The organism is Nostoc sp. EspVER01 (genome assembly GCF_034530635.1).
Classification (GTDB): Bacteria; Cyanobacteriota; Cyanobacteriia; order Cyanobacteriales; family Nostocaceae; genus Nostoc.
Map to the genome: position 1 here is coordinate 31,545 of NZ_JAVRCS010000003.1, position 24,357 is coordinate 55,901.

At 42.1% G+C, this 24,357-nt stretch carries 10 protein-coding genes; 4 read left to right on the plus strand and 6 right to left on the minus strand.

Annotated elements, in window-relative coordinates; genetic code table 11:
- Positions 1-171: 171 nt before the first annotated feature.
- The 3 genes from RMX69_RS03885 (at position 172) to RMX69_RS03895 (ending at position 7,866) form a co-directional block, all read left to right on the plus strand.
- Positions 172-7,284, plus strand: a complete 7,113-nt coding sequence (locus RMX69_RS03885; protein ID WP_322636571.1) for an AAA family ATPase — start codon at positions 172-174, stop codon at positions 7,282-7,284.
- Between the two features lie 137 nt (positions 7,285-7,421).
- Positions 7,422-7,634, plus strand: a complete 213-nt coding sequence (locus tag RMX69_RS03890; protein ID WP_322636572.1) for a hypothetical protein — start codon at positions 7,422-7,424, stop codon at positions 7,632-7,634.
- Positions 7,627-7,866 carry a hypothetical protein gene (locus RMX69_RS03895; RefSeq protein ID WP_099101018.1) on the plus strand — a complete coding sequence of 80 codons (240 nt, stop codon included), beginning with the start codon at positions 7,627-7,629 and terminating at the stop codon, positions 7,864-7,866. The genes RMX69_RS03890 and RMX69_RS03895 overlap by 8 nt, the downstream gene beginning before the upstream one ends.
- On the opposite strand, the gene RMX69_RS03900 is transcribed toward RMX69_RS03895, so the two are convergent.
- The 5 genes from RMX69_RS03900 to bchH form a co-directional block, all read right to left on the minus strand.
- Positions 7,855-14,514: a HAMP domain-containing protein gene (locus RMX69_RS03900; protein WP_322636573.1), complete on the minus strand. Its 6,660-nt coding sequence runs from the start codon at positions 14,512-14,514 to the stop codon at positions 7,855-7,857. The two genes, RMX69_RS03895 and RMX69_RS03900, sit on opposite strands and share 12 nt — an antisense overlap.
- A gap of 451 nt (positions 14,515-14,965) precedes the next feature.
- Positions 14,966-15,190 carry a hypothetical protein gene (locus tag RMX69_RS03905; protein ID WP_289799914.1) on the minus strand — a complete coding sequence of 75 codons (225 nt, stop codon included), beginning with the start codon at positions 15,188-15,190 and terminating at the stop codon, positions 14,966-14,968.
- Positions 15,191-15,197: 7 nt separating this feature from the next.
- Positions 15,198-15,437 carry a PIN domain-containing protein gene (locus tag RMX69_RS03910; RefSeq protein ID WP_322636665.1) on the minus strand — a complete coding sequence of 80 codons (240 nt, stop codon included), beginning with the start codon at positions 15,435-15,437 and terminating at the stop codon, positions 15,198-15,200.
- A gap of 132 nt (positions 15,438-15,569) precedes the next feature.
- A complete protein-coding gene (locus RMX69_RS03915; RefSeq protein WP_322636574.1) occupies positions 15,570-16,331 on the minus strand; it encodes a hypothetical protein in 762 nt (253 codons plus the stop codon).
- 290 nt (positions 16,332-16,621) lie between these two features.
- Positions 16,622-20,329 carry a magnesium chelatase subunit H gene (bchH, locus tag RMX69_RS03920; RefSeq protein WP_322636575.1) on the minus strand — a complete coding sequence of 1,236 codons (3,708 nt, stop codon included), beginning with the start codon at positions 20,327-20,329 and terminating at the stop codon, positions 16,622-16,624.
- A 582-nt stretch (positions 20,330-20,911) separates the two neighbouring features.
- Between bchH and RMX69_RS03925 the strand changes: the two genes are divergently transcribed.
- Complete coding sequence (locus RMX69_RS03925; RefSeq protein ID WP_289795603.1) at positions 20,912-21,853, plus strand: N-acetylmuramoyl-L-alanine amidase; 942 nt, start codon at positions 20,912-20,914, stop codon at positions 21,851-21,853.
- A 566-nt stretch (positions 21,854-22,419) separates the two neighbouring features.
- Here RMX69_RS03925 and RMX69_RS03930 read toward each other — a convergent pair.
- Complete coding sequence (locus tag RMX69_RS03930; RefSeq protein WP_322636576.1) at positions 22,420-24,003, minus strand: mechanosensitive ion channel family protein; 1,584 nt, start codon at positions 24,001-24,003, stop codon at positions 22,420-22,422.
- Between the last annotated feature and the right edge of the window lie 354 nt (positions 24,004-24,357).

Sequence of the window (24,357 nt, forward strand, 5' to 3'; positions counted from 1 at the left end):
GAGCGGGAAATGCTTACTCTGCTTGAATTTTAGCTTACTTTTGGTTTTTGAGTCAGGATAACCAAATTATCCAAACCTAATATCATCTAAATTTCATCTGCCCAAGGAAATGTATTTAAAATACAATTAAGCTCGGATTATCCCTGAAGAAGCACGGCTGGAGTGTTTGGCATGATGATTGCATTACCCGGATTTCAAATTGTCACTTTGTTAAAAGCAGGGGTAAAAGCAGTCATATACCGTGGAATTAAGGTTAAGGATCGGTGTCCGGTAATTATCAAAGGGCTACGTCCAGAACAGTGTACACCCAATAATATCGAACAACTCAAACATGAGTATGCGATCGCACAAAGGTTAAATACCGCAGCAGCAGTCAAAGCCTACGCCTTAGAGATACACCAGGGAATCCCTTATTTAATTATGGAGGATTTTCAGGCGCGATCGCTCGATCAATTGCTAGACCAATTTCAACAGCCTGTGCCGTTTTTGAAGATTGCGATTGAAATTACTAGCAAACTTGCACAAATCCACACTCATCACATTGTCCACAAGGATATTAAGCCGCAAAATATTTTAATTAACCTCGAAACTAATCAGGTCAAAATTGCCGATTTTGGAATTGCTGCCTTCATTCCATACCAACAGCAAATAGTTAGCAGTTCCAGTCGAATTGAAGGCAGTCTACCTTATTTATCACCTGAGCAAACTGGGCGGATGAATCGAGGAATTGACCATCGCAGCGATTTGTATTCTCTGGGAATCACCTTTTATGAGATGCTCACAGGTCAGCTACCATTTCAAGGTAAAGACCCCTTAGAGTGGGTGCATTGTCACATTGCCAAATCTCCACTATTCCCAAGCAAGCTCAACTCTGATATTCCCCAAATGCTATGTGAGATTATCATGAAGTTGCTGTCGAAGGTTGCAGAACAGAGATATCAGAGCGCTTTAGGTTTGCAATTTGATTTGGAAAAATGCTTAAAGCAATTGGAGATAACTGGAGAAATTCCATCCTTTGTTTTGGGTGAGCAAGATATCTCAGAACGCTTTCAAATTCCTCAAAAATTGTATGGGCGAGAACCAGAGATTGCCAAGCTTTTACAAGCATTTGAGCGAGTTGTTAATCAAGGTAAACCAGAAATTGTGTTAGTTTCTGGCTATGCTGGCGTTGGTAAATCAACTCTTGTGAAGGAGATTCACAAGCCCATTGTTAGAGAACGTGGGGTTTTTATCTCTGGTAAGTTTGATCAGTATAAACGAGATATTCCTTATTCCACAATTGTTCAAGCTTTTCAAACACTCGCGCGCCAAATTTTAACTGAGCCGAAAGATCAACTTGCTACCTGGAAAAAGCGCATACAAGCAGCATTAGGGAACAATGGTAAGCTAATCACAGATGTAATTACAGAAGTTGAACTAATTGTTGGAGAACAGTCTCATATACCAGAGTTGGGGCCTGCCGAATCTCAAAATCGCTTTAACTTGGTGTTTCAAAACTTTATTAGCGTCTTTGCTCAAAAAGAGCATCCACTCACTGTTTTCTTAGATGATATGCAGTGGGCAGACACCGCTACTTTGAATTTAATTCAAACTATTATTGCTGGCTCTAATATCCAATATCTCTGCTTCATCTTAGCCTATCGAAATAACGAAGTGGATATTGTACATCCCTTCAATTTGATGATAGAGAAGGTTCGTCAGTATGGAGCAAGAACGACTGAAATTTTGCTTACACCGTTGAATCTTGTCTATGTCAATCAGTTAATTGCTGATACCTTACATAGTTCAGCAGAGCAAGTAGAATCCCTTGCGAAATTAGTTAGCCAAAAAACTGATGGTAATCCTTTCTTTGTCAATGAATTTCTCAAAACGCTGCATCAAGAGAATCTACTGAATTTTGACCATCTTCAATCCCTTAGCAATGGTGGAAGTAAGAGGGGGTGGCAATGGGATATAGCTGAGATTGAAGCCCAAGGTATTACAGATAATATTGTCAATCTAATAATTGAGCGGATGCAAAAACTGCCACTTGCAACTCAACAGGTGCTTAAATTAGCCTCCTGCATCGGTAATCGCTTTGATTTAGAAGTTTTGGCGCTGGTTGGCGAACAATCTATTGAAGAAACGGCAAATGCACTTGTTGAAGCAATTTTAAGAGGATTAATTATTTCTATCGAGTCAGATGAAAGTGTTGATAAAAACTATCGTTTTTACCATGACCGAGTTCAACAAGCGGCTTATGCCTTAATTGCCGATGAATCCAAATCGGCTGTTCATCTGAAGATTGGGCAGCTTTTGCTGAAGAATGCGAATGCTGAACAAGTGAACGAGCAAATTTTTGATCTAGTCAATCAACTAAATCTCGCCGTGGATCTGATTATTGAACAAACAGAAAAAGATCAATTAGTACGATTAAATTTAATCGCTGGCAAAAAGGCAAAAGCTTCCACAGCTTACACTCCTGCGAAAAGATTTTTTAGCGTTGCCATAAATCTTTTGGCTGAAAATGCCTGGATGGAACAATATGACCAAACATTTACTTTATTTAGGGAACAGGCTGAGTGTGAATTTTTAACAGGGAATTTAGAACAAGCGGAAGAATTATTTGAGTTACTATTGCTGAAAGCAAAATCTCATGTAGAAAAATCAAATATTTATATGCTGCAAATCAGACTCTACCAAGTTGCAGGTAGATATGAAGAGGCACTGATATTAGGATTAAAAGCTTTAAAACTTTTTGGGGTGACATTACCTAATACAAATGAGGAAGTGCAAAGTGCGATCGCGATTGAGAAAAACCAGATATTAATAAATTTAAATGATAGACAAGTCTCTGATTTAATTAATGCTCCAGTTATCCAAGATCAAAATATTAAGACACTGATTAGTCTATTAACCACTTTGGGCCCACCTACCTATCTTGGTAAACCCCATATCTTTCCGTTAGTTGTACTTAAAGCTGTTAACTACTCACTCAAGTTTGGGAATACGGAAGATTCCTGTTTTGCTTACAGCATGTACGCCATGTTGTTAGTTTCCATCTTCCATGATATTCCTACAGGTTATGCATTTTCCGAGATGACAATTCAATTGAATGAAAAGTTGCATGACTTGAAACTTCAAGGAGTTGTTCTACACATTCATGGAAGTCATATCAACGTTTGGTGTAAGCATATTGCTAGTGATATTACCTTTTTAGAGCGCGGATTTATCGGCTGTGTAGAAGCAGGTGATGTGACGATGGCAAACTATAACGGCTATCAAGGCTCGTGGCAAATTATCCAGTTAGGCTATCCACTTACAGATACATATAAATCTCTAGAAAAATACACTGCATTCGCTCGTCAGTCTAAACATGATGCCGTCTATCAGACAATCAGGCTAGAGCAAATGCTACTGATGAATCTGCGGGGATTGACTCACCATAATCTGACTCTGAGTAGTGATTATTTTGATGAATCACAGGCGTTGTCTATTATTACAGATGCAGGTTTTGTCAGTGGGATTATTTTTTATCACATTATCAAGTTAATCATATTTTTTACATATCGACAGTATACAGAGGCGCTGAATTGTGCCTTAGAATTAACAAATTTTCCAGTTACGACACTAGCGTTACCAATTGAAACAGATTATGTTTTGTATTACTCACTAAGTCTAACGGCTCTTTATCCAACAGTATCTTTTCAAGAGCAAGAAAAGTTTTTGCAAACCCTAGAATCTCATCAGCAGCAATTGCAATATTGGGCTAATCACTGCCCTGAAAACTTTTTACATAAGTCTCAGTTAGTAGCTGCCGAAATAGCTTGCATCGAAGGTAGAGAATTGGCAGCAATGCGTCTGTATGAACAATCAATTGCTTCAGCCCGTGAGCAGGGATTTGTACAATATGAAGCTTTAGCTAATGAACTAGCTGCTAAGTTTTACTTGGAGCGAGATTTTGAACTAATTGCCAAAACCTACTTGGAAGCAGCTAAAAATGCCTATATGCGTTGGGAGGCATTTGCTAAAGTCAAGCACTTAGAAGAATCCTATCCTCAGCTATTGCTACAACAACAGCTTGTCTCTAACGGAACGTTTATTACCACAGGTGAGCATTTAGACTTTTTGTCAGTAGTTAAAGCCTCTCAAACTATATCTAGTGAAATTGTATTTTCGCGTTTATTGAAGACATTAATGCAAATTGTCATTGAGCAAGCAGGAGCAGAAATTGGTTATTTGTTGCTGGAACACGATCAAAATCTGGTGATTGAAGTAGAAGCTAAAGTTAATCCCCAAGCAGAAAAGCTCAATGTTTCTCGACTTGTATTAGAGGGTGAAATTTCACAGGTAATTCCTCAATCAATGCTGAATTATGTCCAGCGAACTCACGAGATAGTGATTTTGCACAATGCCACTGAGCAAAATTTGTTTTCTAAAGACGAATATGTAATTCAAAAGCAACCTAAATCTGTACTTTGTTTGCCGATTGCCCGTCAGTCAAAATTACTTGGTATTTTATATTTAGAAAACAATCTGATCTCCAGTGCCTTTACAAAAGAAAAACTTTCTGTACTGGAAATATTGACAGTTCAAATTGCCATCTCTCTAGAAAATGCTCGTCTTTATCAAGGTTTAGAAGACAGCCAAGCACAACTCAGCTTGGCATTGAAATCTGCCCAAATTGGTGTTTGGAGTTGGGATATTGCCAGCGATCGCTTTGATTGGGATGAGCAGATTTATCAACTATTTGGGTTAACACCGGAAACCTTTGCTGGCACTTCTGAAGCACTTTTAGCTCGTCTGTATCCAGACGATCGCGGATTGCTGGCTCAATCATTGAGTCGGGCAATTAACGAAGGCGTGGAGCATAATTTAGAATATCGAATTATTCAAGATGACGGCAGTATTCGCTACGCAGCCTGTCGGGGAAAAGCCTTTTTCAATGAAGCGGGTATTGCCACACACATGAGTGGTGTTGTGCTTGATGTCACCGATCGCAAACAATCTGAAGCTGAACGTATTCAACTGATTCAAGAGCAAACCGCCCGGCTCGAAGCAGAAGCCGATCAGCAACGAGCCGGGTTTTTGGCTCAAGTCAGTGCAACCCTCGCCTCTTCCCTGGATTACGAAAGTACATTGGCAAGTGTGGCTAATTTGGTTGTGCCTTACTTTGCCGATTGGTGCGGCGTTGATCTGCTGCAAGACAACCAATCAATTAATCGGGTAGCAGTTGCTCACCGCGATCCAGAGAAAGTGAGACTAGGCTGGGAACTTTATCAACGTTATCCCAGAGATTTAAATGCACAGGAAGGCGTGCCGAAAGTTTTGCGTACTGGACAAGCTGAAATGATAACTGAAATCTCAGATGCATTGCTAGCAAGAGCCATCCCCGATCCAGAACATCTGCATATTATACGTGAACTTGGTTTAAATTCCTGTATAGTTTTACCATTAATGGCACGTGGAAGAATTTTTGGTGCCATTTCCTTTGTAAACGCTGAATCAGAACGTCGTTATGGCACGGCTGACTTGTCATTAGCGGAGGATATTGCCCATCGAGCGGCGATCGCCATTGATAATGCCCGCCTTTACCAAGAAGCGCAACAAGCACAAAAAACCGCAGAAAGAGCATTGGAGCGCATTGCCCGTCTTCAATCCATCACGGCTGCTCTTTCAGAATCCCTAACACCAGCCCAAGTCTCTGATGTGATTGTAGAGCAGAGCATGGCTGCCTTGGGAGCCAGTTCTGCCCTTGTCGCCTTGGTGAATGAAAGTAAAACTAAACTAGAAATTGTGCGGGCGGTTGGCTATAAGCAGGATTTGATAGACGCTTGGCGTACTTTTGCCATCGATTCACCCTCTCCCTTAGCAGAAGCGGTGCGAACTGGGAAACCTATTTGGGCACAACCAACAGAAAATCGAGTAGCTTGTTACCCACATTTAGCAGAAATTTACGCCCAATATGATTTTAATGCCTGGATTTCTATTCCACTGATGGTAGAAGGTTGGGCAGTTGGCGGTATAAGTTTGGGATTTACCCAGCCTCAACAACTCAGTGAAGAAGATCAAGCATTTATTTTGGCTGTTGCTCAACAATGCGCCCAAGCGATCGCTCGTGCCCATCTTTATGAAGCCGAACTAACGGCACGAAACGCTGCTGAATCAGCAAACCGCATCAAAGATGAATTTCTCGCTGTGCTATCTCATGAATTGAGAACACCACTCAACCCGATTCTGGGTTGGACAAAACTAATGCGAACCCGCAAGCTCGATCAAGCAACAAGCGATCGCGCCCTCGAAACCATTGAGCGTAATGCCAAGTTACAAACTCAATTAATTGAAGATTTGCTGGATGTTTCCCGCATCCTTCAGGGTAAACTTAACCTCAACTTCGGCCGGATTAATTTGGTATCAGTAATTGAAGCTGCCATTGAGACAGTGCGTTTATCAGCGGAAGCTAAGTCTATCCAGATTCAGGCAAGTCTTGAATCTGGTGCTGGGGAAGTTTTAGGTGATGCCAATCGACTACAACAAGTCATTTGGAATATCCTTTCTAATGCGATTAAGTTTACTCCCATCGGTGGACAGGTAAAAATTAAATTAGAGCAAGTTGGTTCACAGGCACAAGTCTGCGTCACTGACACAGGGAAAGGAATTGCACCTGAGTTCTTACCTTATGTCTTTGATTATTTCCGTCAAGCAGATGGGGCGACAACTCGAAAATTTGGCGGTTTAGGTTTAGGATTAGCGATCGTCCGCCATCTCGTAGAACTTCACGGGGGGACTGTGCAAGCAGAAAGTCTGGGCGAAGCACAAGGAGCAACTTTCATCGTCAGACTTCCATACTTACAGGATGAAAGCAAAAAAATCAAGGATGCAAAAGATAACTCCTCACTGGTGGCGGATCAGTCCTCGCCCCTGTCTGGCTTAGAGATTCTGGTGGTGGATGATGATGCAGATATGCGAGAATTTTTGCCCTTCATGCTGGAGCAATATGGTGCAACTGTTACCGTTGTCGCCTCAGCCATTGAAGCTTTAACTGCCTTGAGTCAATCCCAGCCAAATCTAATTATCAGCGATATTGGGATGCCAGAAATGGATGGCTATATGCTGATGCGACAGATCAGAAGTCTGGAACCAGAGCAAGGAGGGACAATTCCCGCGATCGCTTTAACTGCTTATGCTGGTGAGATGGATCATCAGCAAGCGATCGCTGTGGGATTTCAACAGCATATTTCTAAGCCTGTAGATCCAGAAGAATTGGTGAGGGCGATCGCATCATTGGTTCCCGATTTGGCATGATGGTGGAATATAGCAGGTTACAATTTTGGCAGAGTCAATTCCTTCACTCTAACCGATTAAAAGTCAATAAGGTTCAGTTAGGGCTTGATCCTGCTAGAGGAGGTCAGTGATCATGTACAACAAAATAAGGAGGTAATTTGACCCAAGAAAAACAGCCAAACGAGGGTATAAGGCGCTCTCAGGGTAAATTTGACCCCTTCCAAGAAACTAGGCAATGGTCAGCAGCAGCATCCGAGGAACGCTGTAAAAGAATAGCCAGAAACACAGGTAAACGATTAGTCGAAATAATCGACACAGAAGACGAACCTCTACCAATAATTTGTATTTTTGAGGACTACCCAGATGACTGAGACAGCAACCCAAATACCGTTAACCGCCTTACTTCCTATGCTGACAGCGATTGGCGAACGGGACTACCCACGTTTTAAAGAGCTTGAGATTGATTTTGCCTCTACTCACGGCGTAGAAGTGTGGGAGGATGTTTTTAATTTTCGTCTCAAGCCAGCACTGGACAAAGACTCTGACCGTTGGCTGTTAATTCAAAAATGCAGTAAAGGTTTTACAGTAGTATCAACGATATAGCCAAACACGCAACAGCGACAGCAATTGCTCAGTATCTACGGGTTTAGTAATGTAGTCTGATGCGCCGGCTTCAATACACTTCTCGCGATCGCCTTGCATGGCTTTAGCGGTCAGTGCAATAATCGGCAAAGATTTAAATCGCTCGTTTTGGCGGATCATGCGTGTTGTTTCGTAACCATCCATTTCTGGCATCATTACGTCCATCAAAACGACATCAATATCTGGTGTATTTTCTAACAGACTGATTCCCTCTCTGCCGTTTTCAGCATATAAAACCTGGATTTGATAACGCTCTAGCATACTGGTGAGGGCGAAGATATTCCGCATATCGTCGTCTACAATTAGCGCTGTTTTACCAGTGAGTAAGTAGTCTTGTGAATGGAGTTGTTCAAGTATTTGGCGCTTCGGTTCAGGTAAATTTGCTTGGACTCGGTGTAAAAATAATGCTGTTTCATCGAGGAGACGTTCGGGCGATCGCACATCTTTAATAATGATTGTCTCGGCAATTCGTCTGAGTTCTGTTTCTTGAGCTTTGCTAATTTCTCTACCTGTGTAAACAATAATTGGTAAAGTTTTACCGTTAGGTAAAAGCTTTATCTGCTCAATCAGTTCAAAGCCGGTCATGTCGGGTAGGCCTAAATCGAGGACGAGGCAATCAAAATGCTGGGTGCGAATAGCTTCTAGAGCAGTTGCACCGTCAGCCACAGCAGTGGTTGAAACATCGCTGTTACCAATCAACTCAACAATACTCAGCCGTTGAGCGTCGTCGTCTTCCACTACCAATAAATTTTTCACTTGGCGCTCAACAAAACCTTTGATTTTGGTCAACGCCTCGGATATTGTCTCGCTGGTTAAAGGTTTTTGCAGATATGCGATCGCACCTAGTTGCAAACCGCGTTGTCTGCCTTCCTCAACAGTCATGATATGTACGGGTATGTGACGGGTATTCGGGTCATGTTTCAGACGATCCAATACCGTCCAACCATCCATTTCTGGCAGCCGGATATCTAGTAAAACGGCTGAAGGCTGGAATTGCTGCGCTAGCATCAAACCTGTACTGCCAGTTTGGGCAGTTATCACCTTAAATCCTTGTTGTTGCGCCATATCTAGCAGGATACGGGCAAAATTAACGTCATCTTCGACAATTAGTAAGACGCGATCGCCTCTTTCTATAGTAGTGCGATCGTCTATGAGTGCTGAGTGCTGAGTGCTGTTAGCGGTAGTGGGGCGTTCAGCCCATGCTGAGTGAGGAGTGGGGAGTGGGGAGTAGGGAGTGGGGAGTGTCGATCTAGACTCAGCACTCAGCACTCGTGACGGGAGCAACGCCCCGCTATCGCTAATAGCACTCAATTGTGGTAAGTAGAATGTAAAGGTGCTACCTTCACCGGGTTGACTGATGAGTTTAATTTCGCCGCCGAAGAGACGGGCGATTTCGCGGCTAATTGATAAGCCCAATCCGGTACCGCCGTATCTGCGACTGGTAGAGCCATCGGCTTGTTGAAATGCTTCAAAAATCACTTTCTGTTTTTCGGGGGCAATACCAATGCCTGTATCGCTGACTGAGAAGGCAATTACAAGCTGGGCACGATTTAAGGTTTCGTTGTCGTTGCTCCACCCTAGCTTCGCCACCGCAATCCGTAAGCGTACCTCCCCTTGCTCTGTAAATTTAAAAGCGTTGGAGAGAAGATTTTTTAATACCTGTTGTAAGCGTTTGACATCTGAATAGATGGTGTTTGGCAATTCGGGAGTGAATTCAATTGTAAAGGCAAGTCCTTTGCTCTGAGCAATTTGCCGGAAGGTGCGCTCAATTACATCACCCAACTCTGCCAATGGCATTGGGATCATGTCAATGGACATCGTTCCAGATTCAATTTTAGCGAGATCCAGAATGTCATTGATTAACGTCAACAAATCATTACCGGCTGAATAAATTGTTTGGCTGTATTCGACTTGCTTGCTGGTGAGGTTGCGATCGATGTTATCTGTCAACAATTTCGCCAAAATCAACAAGCTATTCAGTGGTGTCCGCAGTTCATGGGACATGTTGGCGAGAAATTCTGATTTGTATTTTGAGGAAAGGGCGAGTTGTTCAGCCTTGTCTTCTAAAGACAGTCTTGCTTGTTCAATTTCGCGATTTTTGCGCTCGACTTCTTTTTTCTGCATCGCCAATAACTCTGCCTTTTCTTCTAATTCGGCGTTGGTTTGTTGCAGTTCCTCTTGCTGTCCTTTGAGTAAATCCTCAGAGGTTTTGAGTGATTGGGCTTGTTGTTCTAAGCGCTTGTTGGTTTCGCGGAGTTCGCTTTGTTGGGTTTGGAGTTCTTCAGCTAAAGATTGCGACTGCTTGAGTAATTCTTCAGTTCGCATCGATGCTGCGATCGTGTTGAGAACGATCGCGATACTTTCGGTAAGCTGGTCGAAGAATGTCAGATGAATTTCGCTAAAGCGGCGGAAGGATGCTAATTCAATCACTGCTGTCACCTGTCCTTCAAAAAGTACAGGTAACACCACGGCATTCAGGGGCGTGGCTTCTCCTAAACCAGAGGCAATTTTGACATAATCGTTCGGTACATCCGTCAGCAGAATTCGCTCTTTTTCTAAAGCGCATTGTCCCACCAAACCTTCACCCAAGTGGAAGTGGTTAGCTAGATGTCTGCGTTCGCGGTAAGCGTAGCTACTAATTAGTTTCAAATACGGTGTATTTTCCCCAGACTCCATTAGGAAGAATACGCCGTGTTGCGCTCCTACCAAGGGTGCGAGTTCTGAGAGAATTAGTTTAGATACGGTTTCTAAGTCTCGCTGTCCTTGCAGCATTCGGGTAAACTTGGCTAAATTAGTTTTCAACCAGTCTTGTTCGGTGTTTTTCTGCGTTGTCTCCCGCAGGTTGGCAATCATCTGGTTGATGTTGTCTTTGAGTATCGCCACTTCGCCTAATGCTTCGACGGCGATTGAACGAGTTAAATCACCTTTAGTTACAGCTGTAGCAACTTCTGCGATCGCTCGCAACTGAGTTGTCAATGTAGCAGCAAGTTCATTCACATTATCTGTCAAATCTTTCCAAGTCCCAGCCGCGCCAGGGACTCTCGCTTGTCCGCCTAACTTCCCTTCAATTCCCACTTCCCGCGCTACTGTGGTTACTTGATTGGCAAATGTCGCTAGGGTATCAATCATCTCGTTGATTGTCTCTGCCAAGGTTTCAATTTCTCCTTTGGCATCTAACATTAGTTTCCGTTTCAAGTCACCGTTAGCAACCGCCGTTACAACTCTGGCAATACCGCGTACTTGTGCCGTTAAGTTACCCGCCATCGAGTTAACGTTATCTGTTAAATCTTTCCAAGTCCCCGCCACACCTTGGACTTGCGCTTGTCCGCCCAACTTCCCTTCAGTTCCCACTTCCCGCGCCACCCGCGTTACTTCCGATGCAAAAGAACTGAGTTGATCTACCATCGTGTTGGTAGTGTTCTTCAAATCCAAAATTTCGCCTTTGGCATCGACGGTAATTTTCTTAGATAAGTCGCCATTCGCTACCGCCTTGGTAACTTCCGCGATGTTGCGAACTTGTCCGGTGAGGTTCCCTGCCATCGAGTTAACGTTGTCAGTTAAATCTTTCCAAGTTCCAGCAACTCCTCTGACGTAAGCTTGCACGCCTAATTTACCCTCCGTTCCCACTTCACGGGCAACCCTGGTAACTTCCGATGCAAAAGAATTTAGTTGATCCACCATTGTATTAATGGTGTTTTTAAGTTCTTGAATTTCACCTTTCACATCAACGGTGATTTTCTTGGATAAGTCGCCGTTTGCTACTGCCGTAGTAACTTCGGCAATGTTCCGCACTTGTGCCGTCAAACTTCCTGCCATGAAGTTTACGCTGTCGGTTAAATCCTTCCAAGTGCCGGCTACACCTTTAACTTCTGCTTGTACGCCCAGCTTACCTTCAGTTCCTACCTCACGCGCAACTCTTGTGACTTCACTTGCAAAGGAATTGAGTTGATCCACCATTGTATTAACAGTGTTTTTCAACTCTAAAATTTCACCTTTGACATCAACGGAGATTTTTTTCGATAAGTCGCCATTAGCTACGGCGGTAGTGACGGCGGCAATGTTTCGCACCTGTGCCGTTAAACTTCCCGCCATGAAGTTCACGCTGTCAGTTAAATCTTTCCAAGTTCCAGCTACGCCGCGCACATCTGCTTGTACGCCGAGTTTACCTTCGCTTCCCACTTCCCGCGCCACCCGCGTCACTTCCGATGCAAAGGAGTTGAGTTGATCCACCATTATATTGATGGTATTCTTGAGTTCGAGAATTTCGCCTTTGACAGCAACAGTAATTTTCTTAGATAAGTCACCATTTGCGATCGCAGTTGTCACTTCGGCAATGTTCCGCACCTGTGCCGTCAAGCTTCCCGCCATGAAGTTTACGCTATCGGTTAAATCTTTCCAAGTCCCGGCAACGTCTTTTACTTCCGCTTGTACGCCCAATTTCCCTTCAGTTCCCACTTCACGGGCAACTCGCGTCACTTCACTTGCAAAGGAACTGAGTTGATCCACCATTGTATTAATGGTATTTTTCAACTCCAGAATTTCACCTTTCACATCCACAGTGATTTTCTTGGATAAGTCGCCTGTTGCAACCGCCGTAGTCACTTCCGCGATATTCCGCACCTGCGCTGTTAAACTTCCCGCCATGAAGTTCACGCTATCAGTTAAATCCTTCCAAGTCCCAGCTACGCCGCGCACTTCTGCTTGCACGCCCAACTTCCCTTCACTTCCCACCTCACGGGCAACCCTTGTTACTTCTGAGGCAAAGGAATTCAGTTGATCCACCATTGTATTAATGGTATTTTTCAACTCCAGAATTTCACCTTTGACATCCACAGTGATTTTCTTGGATAAATCGCCTGTTGCAACCGCCGTAGTCACTTCGGCAATATTCCGCACCTGCGCCGTTAAGCTTCCCGCCATGAAATTCACGCTGTCAGTCAAATCTTTCCAAGTACCAGCGACACCGCGCACATCAGCTTGCACGCCCAGTTTTCCTTCACTTCCCACCTCACGCGCAACTCGTGTTACTTCACTCGCAAAGGAACTAAGTTGATCCACCATGATATTGATGGTATTCTTGAGTTCAAAAATTTCACCTCTAACATCGACGGTGATTTTTTTAGATAGATCGCCATTTGCGATCGCAGTGGCAACTTCAGCAATATTTCGCACCTGTCCGGTAAGATTACCCGCCATTAAGTTAACGTTATCAGTTAAATCTTTCCAAGTCCCCGCAACTCCCCGCACTTCTGCTTGTACGCCCAACTTCCCTTCAGTTCCCACTTCCCGCGCAACTCTTGTTACTTCTGATGCAAAGGAATTCAGTTGATCCACCATCGTGTTGATGGTATTTTTCAACTCCAGAATTTCGCCTTTCACATCCACAGTGATTTTCTTAGATAGGTCGCCATTTGCAACCGCCGTAGTCACTTCGGCAATATTCCGCACCTGTGCCGTCAAGCTTCCCGCCATAAAATTCACGCTATCGGTAAGGTCTTTCCACGTACCCGCTACGCCGCGAACTTCTGCTTGACCGCCCAATTTTCCTTCAGCACCCACCTCACGGGCAACCCTTGTTACTTCCGATGCAAAGGAATTAAGTTGATCCACCATGATGTTAACGGTGTTTTTCAACTCTAAAATTTCGCCTTTCACATCAACAGTGATTTTCTTGGATAAATCGCCATTCGCTACCGCCGTTGTTACTTCTGCAATATTACGGACTTGTGCTGTTAAATTCCCTGCCATCAAATTAACGTTGTCAGTCAAATCCTTCCAAGTACCTGCTACTCCTTTAACTTCTGCTTGTACGCCCAACTTCCCTTCAGTTCCCACTTCACGGGCAACTCGCGTTACTTCACTAGCAAAAGAATTCAGCTGATCCACCATCGTGTTGACGGTGTTTTTTAGTTCCAGAATTTCGCCTTTGACATTAACGGTGATTTTTTTGGATAAGTCACCATTTGCGATCGCAGTTGCAACTTCAGCAATGTTGCGAACTTGTCCTGTGAGATTACCAGCCATCAAGTTAACGTTATCAGTCAAATCTTTCCAAGTGCCAGCTACACCTTGGACTTCGGCTTGGACACCCAACTTACCCTCAGTTCCAACTTCACGCGCAACCCTGGTAACTTCACTCGCAAAGGAACCAAGCCGTTCTACCATCGTGTTGACAATATTAGCAGTTTGGAGAAACTCACCTTGGAGGGGTCTGCCGTCGATTTCTGTGGCGATCGTTTGGGATAAGTCACCATTGGCAACTGACCGAATTACACGAGTAGTTTCAGCTGTTGGTTGAACTAAATCTGTTATCAGAGTATTGACAGAAGTCACACAATCTGACCAAGATCCGCGAACATCTCCAAGAGAGGCGCGATCGGCAATTTTGCCTTCTTTGCCGACAACATTACCAATCCGTTGTAGTTCGGCCGCCATCCGCTCATTCTGGTCAATAATATCATTGAGCGTGTCAGCGATTTTCCCTGCTACACCAGTATGGTCTATGGGCATCCGAGCAGAAAAGTCACCCTGTTTAACAGCATTCAGCGTTCTTAGTAGCTGATTTAAATCTAGATTGTCGCTGTCTCTAGTTAACTGTTCGGTTGCCATAGCCTGATCTCTAAAAAATTTAGTAGGTTTTTGTGTTTAAAGAAGACTTTCTCAAAGCAGAAAGTTGATTTTAACTCTCATTAGTGTTTTTAAGTTTTCTGGTACTCACCATAGCAACAAATCTTTGGTAATTTGATTAGCTTGAAGTACGTAGTTATTTAAATGTCGAATCTCCCTGGTAGTTACTGATACTGAGGTTTGCACCAGTAAGACGTACTCATTCTAATGATAACGGGGGAAATTAAAATTTCTCAACGGACAAGGCAAGAGGGCTTGGTTAGGAAATACCTCAATCTACACGTAGTGATGCGTCCCAAACTATCAAAGGCATAAAATTACTGGGTGAAGTGATCGCGATTCGCGATTAAATAAAGATTTAATATTATAAGGGATGCGTTATTGTCCGCCGACTTGACTCATTACAATCTTAATTAAAATATTCTCTAAGTCGCTATTCAATAATTTCGTCATATTGATTAGCGTCGTCTTCGGGTAATTCTTTAATTTCCAACAATACATCCGCCAAAGTTTTTTCATCTAGCCATTGATGACGTTCTTTGGTGTAGTCTCCTTTACCCAGACTGAAATATTGAATAAACCGAATAGTATCAGCAACTCCTAGAGAATTGATTAAGGCATCGTAGCCCTGTTTAATAATTTCATTTTGGGTTTTCATCATTACTTTACTCGGCTTGTATTACTTCAGCCAGCCATTGAACGGGATTATTAATCAATACGTTAATTAATTGAAAGTTTTTTTGAGCTTTTTTGAAGAGTCTGTCATCTGTTGTGAGAAATACATCAGCCTGACTTCTTTCCGCACTGGCAATGTGAGTGGCATCATAGCTGGAGAATCCTAATTTTTGAAGTTCAGCGGCTCTATGTTCAATGAAGGTGCTATTAATAACTTTAATTTTAGCAATGTCGAGTAATTTTTTGACTTAGAAGTTAAAAGGGTTTGGCGTAGCCTCCCAAAGAAATGGTATAACTGTTCATATACAGCAGTAAAAGAATTTTCCATACCTAACCCCAAAGACCTTACTTCAAGTCTATAACTATATTAGCTTTTGCATTCCAGCCACAACAATTTCTGCCAGGTTATCTGATAAAGTTAGAAGCGGCTTTTGGAGTCCCCATTCCTTAACTTTAGTTGCGGAAAGAGCGCCATGAGCCGTTGCATTCCGCAGTGCTTTCGCGAGTCTTACAGCTTCAACCCAATTAGAAACAGGTTGAGATTTCACTATCCAATTTTCGATGATTTCTTGATCTCCATTTCCAAGGCTGAGAAAATCTGCAAGTGCGCTCTTTCCTTGAATTGATGGATTTTTATTAAGCCACTTCTCAAGATTGACTTTTTTTAAATCGGGTGAATTTAATGGATTATAATTGTTTGCTAAATCACATTTAACCGTGAAATCTTTAATATTTTTTGTCTCCAGACCTCCATTACTTTTTTTCAATAGCAATGTTTTTGTAATTGTTTCAAATCCACCCCAGGTCATCACAAGTCGCCACTGAATACCACGTGCTTTATGTGTATCATTGGGTTTGTCAACTGAGCTATGACCAACAGATGGCTCGTGCCATTCTAAGCCAGATTTAATCAGATAAAATCCTTTTGATAAGCCTTGGATAACATCATAGATATGGTCTGAGTTGTCTGAATGAGCCTGGTTGAAGTGTGAAAGCCTCTGGTGTATGTGCTTGCACTTGGCTGGATCGTTTATACAAGATTCATAGGAACCAAGAAATTGCCATAGTTCGCGCGAGACATCTTCAAGACGTGTAGATATATTCAGAGAATTTTGGATAATCATAATTATGAATAATATTTGTTTGGTGTCATATCATGTCCACTTGATTGCTTATTAAACCCGAAGAACCCCACCCCCGCCAAAGCTACGCTTTGTCTCCCCTCCCCGCTTGCGGGGAGGGGATTAAGGGGTGGGGTGCAATGACTGTGGGTAGCATAACTAATTATGCGGACATGATATCATTACAAAAATATAGACAGAAACAGCCTATCTTTAGGGAAGTATTCTGCATATAAATTGGTTTAATTATTCTATTTAGATAATTTAAATATTAATTCAGTATTTATACTGGATTAAACCACAACCCCTTCCAACTCTTCATCTGTCAACTCATACAATTGGCGCAACTTATTTAACTTATCACCATCAGCTTCCCAGAAACCCCGCCCATGCGCTTCTAACATTCGGCCTAAAATATTGCGAAAAGCTTCAGGATTTGCCTTACGCAATTTATCCGCCATCTCTGCATCTAACGCATAAGTATCAGCCGCTTGGTCATAAACCCAATCATCGGTAAAATCGGCAGTACCACCCCAGCCAATCAACGCCGTCATCCGTTGAGAAATTTCAAAAGCACCACCAGAACCTTGATTCGCCATTGCTTGCGCCCATTTGGGATTTACCAACTTGGTGCGATACTCCATTCGCAGCAAATCATCTAAATTGCGGGGTGTAGTATCTTTCGAGAAACTTTCTACAAAGCTGGTTGTAACCTTCTTACCGCCTTGTTTTTCTGCTGCCTTTTTCAAACCGCCGGTATTAGCGTAATATTCTTGAATATCCGTTAAACCATATTCTACCGAATCGATTTCTTGGACAATGCGATCGCTAGTTTTTAACAACGTATTCAAAACTTCTGGTCTAGCTTGACCTTTATCTTCTCTCCCATAGCTAAACACATTGCGACTTTGCCAAGTATTGCCTAACTCTTCACCAGATTCCCAGTTACCATCAACCACTCTATCATTCACCAAAGAACCAAAATCACCCGCCGGGTTAGAAAACAATCTCGCCGAGGCATTTTCCACACCTTGGGCTTTTAAAGCCAAAGCGTGTTTCCTAATAAAATTCCGATCTTCCGGTTCATCAGCATTAGCCGCCCGTTGAAACAAATCATCCAACAATTCGATGATATTTACAAAACTATCTCGGAAAATCCCAGACAAATTACCCAAAACATCAATGCGGGGATGTCCAACCTCAGCCAACGGCTTCAACTCATAACGAACAACCCTACCAGTTCCTTCCTTAACAGGTTCAGCCCCCACCAATTCCAACAGAATCCCCAAAGATTCGCCCTTAGTTTTAATTGCATCCAATCCCCAAAGCATCACCGCCACCGTTTCAGGATATTTACCATATTCATCCAAATGCTGGGCGATAATTTTTTGAGCAATTTCCCGTCCCCGTTCATACGCCGCAGGTGAAGGCATCCGATAAGGATCTAAAGCATGAATATTCCTCCCAGTCGGTAGCACACCAACGCCATCCCGCAACAAATCTCCACCAGGCGCAGGCGGAATATATTCCCCATTCAACCCCCTTAACAAATTCGTTAACTCATCCGTAGATTGCATCAACAAGTCTTTGATTAGTTTTTCTTCTTCTCTTTCTCCTTCATCCTCCCCAAAATATGCCTCCAAATAAGAAGCCAATTCCTCTTCATTTGGTGCTTCCCCCAAAGTATGCAACCCCGAAGAAAACAACCGATTTTCTAAAACCTGTAAATATCCATACAACTCCACCAAATAATCATCAAAAGCATGACTGCTAAACATCCGCACATTTTCGGGAGTAAACGCAATACCCAACCGTTTAGCATCCTCAAACGGACAATCTGCATCCAAACCAGAGTCCACAATTTTTTTACAAATCCCTTCCTTCAAAACATAATTCTTTTGTGGATCTTCACGATACTCCGAAATCAAATCACGCAACGCCACCAATTCCTTATATAAACCTGCACGACCATAAGGCGGTACATTATGAGAAATCAACACACCATAACCGCGACGTTTTGCCAACATCGATTCAGAAGGATTATTCGCAGCATATATATATAGATTAGGCAAATTTCCTAACAGGATATCCGACCAAGAATAACCCGTATTACCCAACGGAGAACCAGGCAACCATTCCACCGTCCCATGCATTCCAAAATGAACTACAGCATCAGCTTGAAACTCATTTTGCAACCATTTATAGTAAGCAGCATATTGCGGATGTGGCGTTAAATCTCGTTCAAACATTAAGCGCATCGGGTCGCCTTGTATACCCAAAGGTGGTTGTACACCTATCCAGACATTGCCTAATTGCACGCCACCAATCTGAAAATCATCGCCATAGGTTTTAATACCAGTTCCCGTCAGAGATTTCCATTGTTTTTCGATGCGGGAAGTTTGCAAATATCCCAGCCATTTTTCTAGAGTGCGAACATTAACGCTTCTTGTGGGGTGGGCATCTTTCTCTAGGGGCGGGCAAGATGCCCACCCCACAAGAGGATTAGATTCATCCGCCTCTTTTAAAGAGCGAATCAATTCTTCGCCATCATCTGGTAAATCTCCCACGGTGTAACCTTGTTCTTTAAGTGCGTGGAGAAACTTCAGCAAACTACGCGGCACATTTAATAATGCAGCTGTGCCTACAGCACCATAACCTGGAGGAAACCCATATAAAATGATGGCAATTTTGCGTTCAGATGCAGTTTTTTGCCGCAAACTCACCCAAGTTTTTACCCTACCAATTAATCGCTGCACCCGTTCGGGAACTAGATAAATATTTTCGCCTACCAAACCACCAAGGGGAACGGTATCAATAGCCCCATCCAATTCTGGTAAGGCGTACAATACTACACTTTGCAATCCGCCGATACCTTGACGCGTCCACGAGGAAATATCTTGAATTAATAGTGGTGCAGCAACAATATAAGGTACATTTTTGGCAGTGAGGATGCGTTTTGCTACTTCTATTTGACGGCCAGCTTCCATTGAACCAGCAGGGCCACCCACCAGAGGAAAGCCAATTGTAGAGACGATCGCATCTACTTTAACTGCTTCACTAGATAGTGAGGGAGTTTCTATATTACCTAGTTGTCGTTGCTGAATTTCATGGTCGGTTGTCATTAAATCTCGTACCGCTACGTGTCCTTCTACGCCGTTGATGAAGATGGGCAAAGGAGTTAAGCCGGCTTTTTCAAAACTGCGAATTAGTTGGGGAATGTAGGGTTGTTTGGTGATGACGTGTTTTCTGTAAAGTAAAATACCCACAATAGGTTTTGTGGGGTGGGCATCTTGCGCGCCCTTTGACAATGGCAGGCGAGACGACTGCCCCACAAGATACCATTCTAAGTATGCTTTTGGCGATTCAAAAAACCCTTGATAGTCGGGGTGGAGTAATCCGATGTTGGGGGTTTCAATTAGCGGGGGAATGTCGCCGACTTTTAAATTTAAGTATTTTTCTGCTAGTGTCCAGAATAATGAAGCGACGTTTTCTGAACCGCCAGCATTCCAGTAACCATAGATAATTAACCAGTTGCGTAAGTCTTGGACTTTTTGCACTGGGACGTATTTTAGTAGTTTGGGGCCAATTTTTAAGAAGCTGATGTAACCAGCGAGTTTATCTTCTTCTCGTCCGTTGCTAAATTTATCGAGGATGAATTTAACTGGTTTGGGCATTCCTTTGGGTTTGTCGCCAATGGCAAAATCACCCAATTTGGTTAAACTCATCAATTCCAAGGCTGATTCAAAGACTAAACGGATGGGAATTTGGGAAATGCGATCGCGCAACCACACAACTTGGTCATAATCAAATAGTAGGCTACCGAAAAACACGTCAGCGTTATCAAGTGCTGCTTCTACCTCGGTGCGAATGCTGGTAAGATCGCGATCGCTAAATACCCGAATATCCAACTCAGGACAGCGAGAGTTAGCCAAAAAGGCTGCTTTTCTGTACAAGTCAGCGTTGAATGATTCAAACCCAGCAATCAAGACGATGCGTTTCATGCCTGTAAGCTACGAAATATTTCTTTACTTAAATTTTAAACGTGCTTTCAGGCTGATTGTTAAATATCTACCCACAGATTCCGGTCAGTAGTTCCTTGAAGGAGTTAGAACTTCACTATCACCACTGCCTTTAAGCGTGGTTCTTTCTGCCTTCTCCCTCGTGCCTCTGAAGACTTTATAAGCCCACAGTCGCATCAAGAGGTGTGTTCTGTTTAGAGATTTGGGCATCTAACTAAGTATATTTCTCATGGCTTTCCACTTTTACAAAGCGTTATTATCTGAATCATGAAGGCAATTGCTGCATTTCAATTTATTGCAAAAATTAACTGGTTATTCCCGATATTGATAAATTATAATGGTTGTGTTTTTGGTTACAATATACCTTTGAATTAGTGGATTTTATCACATATAATTTACTGTTCAGTTTCGCACAAAAATTTATTTGGTCTAACAGCGTGGTCATGCTTAAAAGAAGACGGATATTGCTAACCAGTAATTCAAAAAAATTATTATCCAAGCTTTGTCTCTATAATTAGAAGAGTTTTGAACTAGTGTAAAAACGAGTAAATTGAGGATGAAATCATGAAATTTGGAATTGATAGCGGGCACAATTGTCCACCAGATACAGGAGCTAGAGGTATTAAATTCGAGGATAATTTAACTATAGATGTAGGTAATAGAGTTATAGCCAAATTAAGAGCTTTAGGAAATGAAGTCGTAGTATGTAGACCAAGTAGTGCTAATACAGTCCGTGACTCACTCTCAAAAAGATGCTCTACAGCTAATGCCAGTAAAGTAGATATTTTCGTCTCGATTCATTTTAATGCTTTTAACAAGCAAGCTAATGGCACAGAAGTATTTGCAACTAGCGAAAATGGGAGAAAAATCGCTAAACCTGTATTAGATGAAATCGTCAAGTTAGGATTTTTTAATCGCGGCGTTAAGAGTGGTTCCCACTTGTTTGTTCTGAAAAATACAGATATGCCTGCTATCTTGATAGAATGTTGCTTCCTCGATTCGCAAAAAGATATGAATCTTTTTAATCCTGAAGCAATGGCTAATGCAATTGTCAAAGGTTTAACTGGTAAACTGCCAAGTGCCCCTATTAACCCTGTACCAGATGAAGAGGAGAATATAGATGCGACTATTCTCAGACTGCAAAAATCCTTAAATAGACTAAAAATAACCGATAGAAATAGTAAGGCTTTAGTGGAAGATGGCTTCACGGGGGCTAACACCAAATCTGCCGTAGAAAAATTTCAGACTATTGTCGGAGTTAAGCCGACTGGAATTGCTGACGCAACTACATGGAATGCCATAAATCTAATTTTGGCAAAACGAATTATCAGACCAAACCATGCTGGTGGTGCAGTTGTCAGATACTTACAATACCGTTTAGGTGTTGAGAATGATGGCGTCTACGGGCCGCAAACAGAGGTTGTAGTTAAAAACTTTCAAAAGCAAAATGGTTTAGATGCCGATGGCATTATCGGGCCTGCTAGCTGGCAGAAATTAATTGGTTAGGCTGATGAGGACTAGAGACTAAAGACTGGGGTAGTAGTGCTGAGTAAAGAAGTTGGGAATCTGACTTTTTTACTCAGAACTGAAAATGGGCTAAACGCACCACTACCGCTAACAGAACTGTTTTGTCTAATTAATAAGTGAAGGGGTTAATTTTAGCAACTTACAACCATATTTTGTTCATAACATCTTTGGCAAATGCACAAACTGCCAAAGCATTTAAGATAACATTGATATCGCTTCAAGCCATTGAGCTAAAATAATTAAAAGAAATAAGCAGGGCGTAGGAAATCACCTATTCTGCTGACAAGAATCTGTTCAACTTAACCAGATTTGCATTTGATGAGTATCAATCGCATTTGGTAACAAGTAATTTCCTATCGCTCTGGTGCTTTTTTGGCGGTGAAGTTTCGCCAAAGTATAAAAGTAAAGGGCTTTTCAAGCCTATAACAATCATTACTGATTTTTTGTATAAATCAACACATTTTAACTAGGCTTAAAATTTATTTTCTATATCATATTAATAACTATAAATCTGCCTAATCTAATGTATAAAAGAAAGTGCCAAATTAACCTTCGGCACTTTCAGCGCGCACGGTAATTACAATTCCTTCCCGTAGCAATGCATTCGTAAAAATCTTCCGAAGAACGCGCTGAATCTGAAGATGCTTTCCTGGCTTTACTTTCGTCAATGTCCGCAGCAACAAGTTAGACTCTCCCAGGCTTTCAACTCCATCCACTTGTGTGGCTTCGAGTACATCTGGGTAGTCTGCTTTTAACTGCTGTCCCGCTTCCTCAATGACTTTGTACACATGGGCTAAGTTGGAATCATAAGGCACGCCAACTTCTACTACTGCAAAAATATACTGTTTGGAGTAATTAGTAATTGAGCCAATATCGCCATTGCGAATAATCTGCAATTGACCATTAGGATGTCTAATACGAGTGGTTCTGAGTTCAATGGCCTCGACAATACCTTCGACAACTTTTTCTTCAACTTTCCCAGCTTCAATATAGTCACCTACTAAGTAGTAGTTTTCAAACAAAATAAAGAAGCCGCAGACAATATCATTAATTAGTGTTTGTGCCCCTAAACCTACAGCGATGCCGACAATACCAGCACCCGCAAGTATGGGAGTTGGATCGATACTCAGGGCATAGAGAATGAAAACTGTAGCACCAAAGTAAATTAAGTATTGTAAGAAACTACGAAACAGAGGAACGAGGGTCAGGCGTCTACTTGTTTGAATATCAGTTAGATTCTGCTCTTTGAACAGCACCTCTTCAATAAGTAAGTAAACGACCTCAAACAACACGCGACTAATGAAGATGATACCGATTATCTTGATCATTCGCGGGCCAAAAGTTGCGATATTAGCTATTAACTGCACCTGCTGAATTACCAATGTTGCCATGCAGACATAAATCACAAGTTCCAAGCAGCGCTTGAAAAAAGGTATCAGGTGTCGGAGGCGATCGTAAAATCTGAGCAGGTTATCAGGATTGGAGTATCTGATGCTGAGAGCATCTAGGCTATCAACGATCGCAGCAACTGCTTTGAGTATAAGCAAGCCAACGGCAATTATTAGATAGATTCGCAACGCAATGTACAAATATTCCGAAACCGTTGCTGGCAATTTGAGAAACTGGGCACACAAGATGGTAGTCCACAGCCAAATTCCACTGCTGATTCTGTCATGGAAGGCGTTAAAGAAAGCATCAATACTTTCATCATCAGCAGTATTTTTTTCTAAGTTCTTCGTGCGAGTGCTGGCTACCTTCAGCCAATATTTGAGAAATTTCAGAGCGATCGCCGCTAAAATCAAAGTGCCAATACTCTGAGCTATGCCAATTCCTAGTGTCACCCAAAATCCTGATGGGATACGCTCAATCAACAAGAGTGTGTATTGCTGAAGGTTTTCGCCCCGATAAACTAGATAACCATTAGCACCCACAATCAGAATGCACGACACCACACAAGCAAGTAACAATAACCCTGTGATATTTCGGCGGAGGGTTTTGATACTTCTATTGTCGCTTTTAGGTATAAAGGTTTTAGTAAATAGCTTGAATAATTTGCTGAAAACCCAGTTCAGCAATAGAAAAATAAAGATTATCAGGCTGACTTCAGCCAAAATAATTAATACATTCATATATAAGCATAAAACTGAATTAATTTAACAGTTGTATATGAAAATATATTGATAGCATCAAGGTATTTCTATACATAGATGATTATTATTTCATATAATCATAACTTGTCAAGCCATTAACATTTTATTCACATATTCACTTTTGGTTTTATCTTCACCAACTCTAAGTAAGTGAGAATAAATTGAAGTAAATTAAGTAATGTAAAAAATCTTGATATTATTTTTTAGTATTCGCGTAGCGTCTCGAAGAGAGGGCTTCAGCCCTCATTTGATCTCACTACAAACCTTTAATTATTGATGCCGCTTTACTTAAGCGATGCTGATATAGCAATCCTAAATCATTCGTGAAAAATT

Coding starts and splice junctions, on each gene's coding strand:
- RMX69_RS03885 (WP_322636571.1), top strand. CDS start 172: ATGATGATTGCATTACCCGGATTTCAAATTGTCACTTTGTTAAAAGCA.
- RMX69_RS03895 (WP_099101018.1), top strand. CDS start 7,627: ATGACTGAGACAGCAACCCAAATACCGTTAACCGCCTTACTTCCTATG.
- RMX69_RS03900 (WP_322636573.1), bottom strand. CDS start 14,514: ATGGCAACCGAACAGTTAACTAGAGACAGCGACAATCTAGATTTAAAT.
- RMX69_RS03905 (WP_289799914.1), bottom strand. CDS start 15,190: ATGAAAACCCAAAATGAAATTATTAAACAGGGCTACGATGCCTTAATC.
- RMX69_RS03915 (WP_322636574.1), bottom strand. CDS start 16,331: ATGATTATCCAAAATTCTCTGAATATATCTACACGTCTTGAAGATGTC.
- bchH (WP_322636575.1), bottom strand. CDS start 20,329: ATGAAACGCATCGTCTTGATTGCTGGGTTTGAATCATTCAACGCTGAC.
- RMX69_RS03925 (WP_289795603.1), top strand. CDS start 20,912: ATGAAATTTGGAATTGATAGCGGGCACAATTGTCCACCAGATACAGGA.
- RMX69_RS03930 (WP_322636576.1), bottom strand. CDS start 24,003: ATGAATGTATTAATTATTTTGGCTGAAGTCAGCCTGATAATCTTTATT.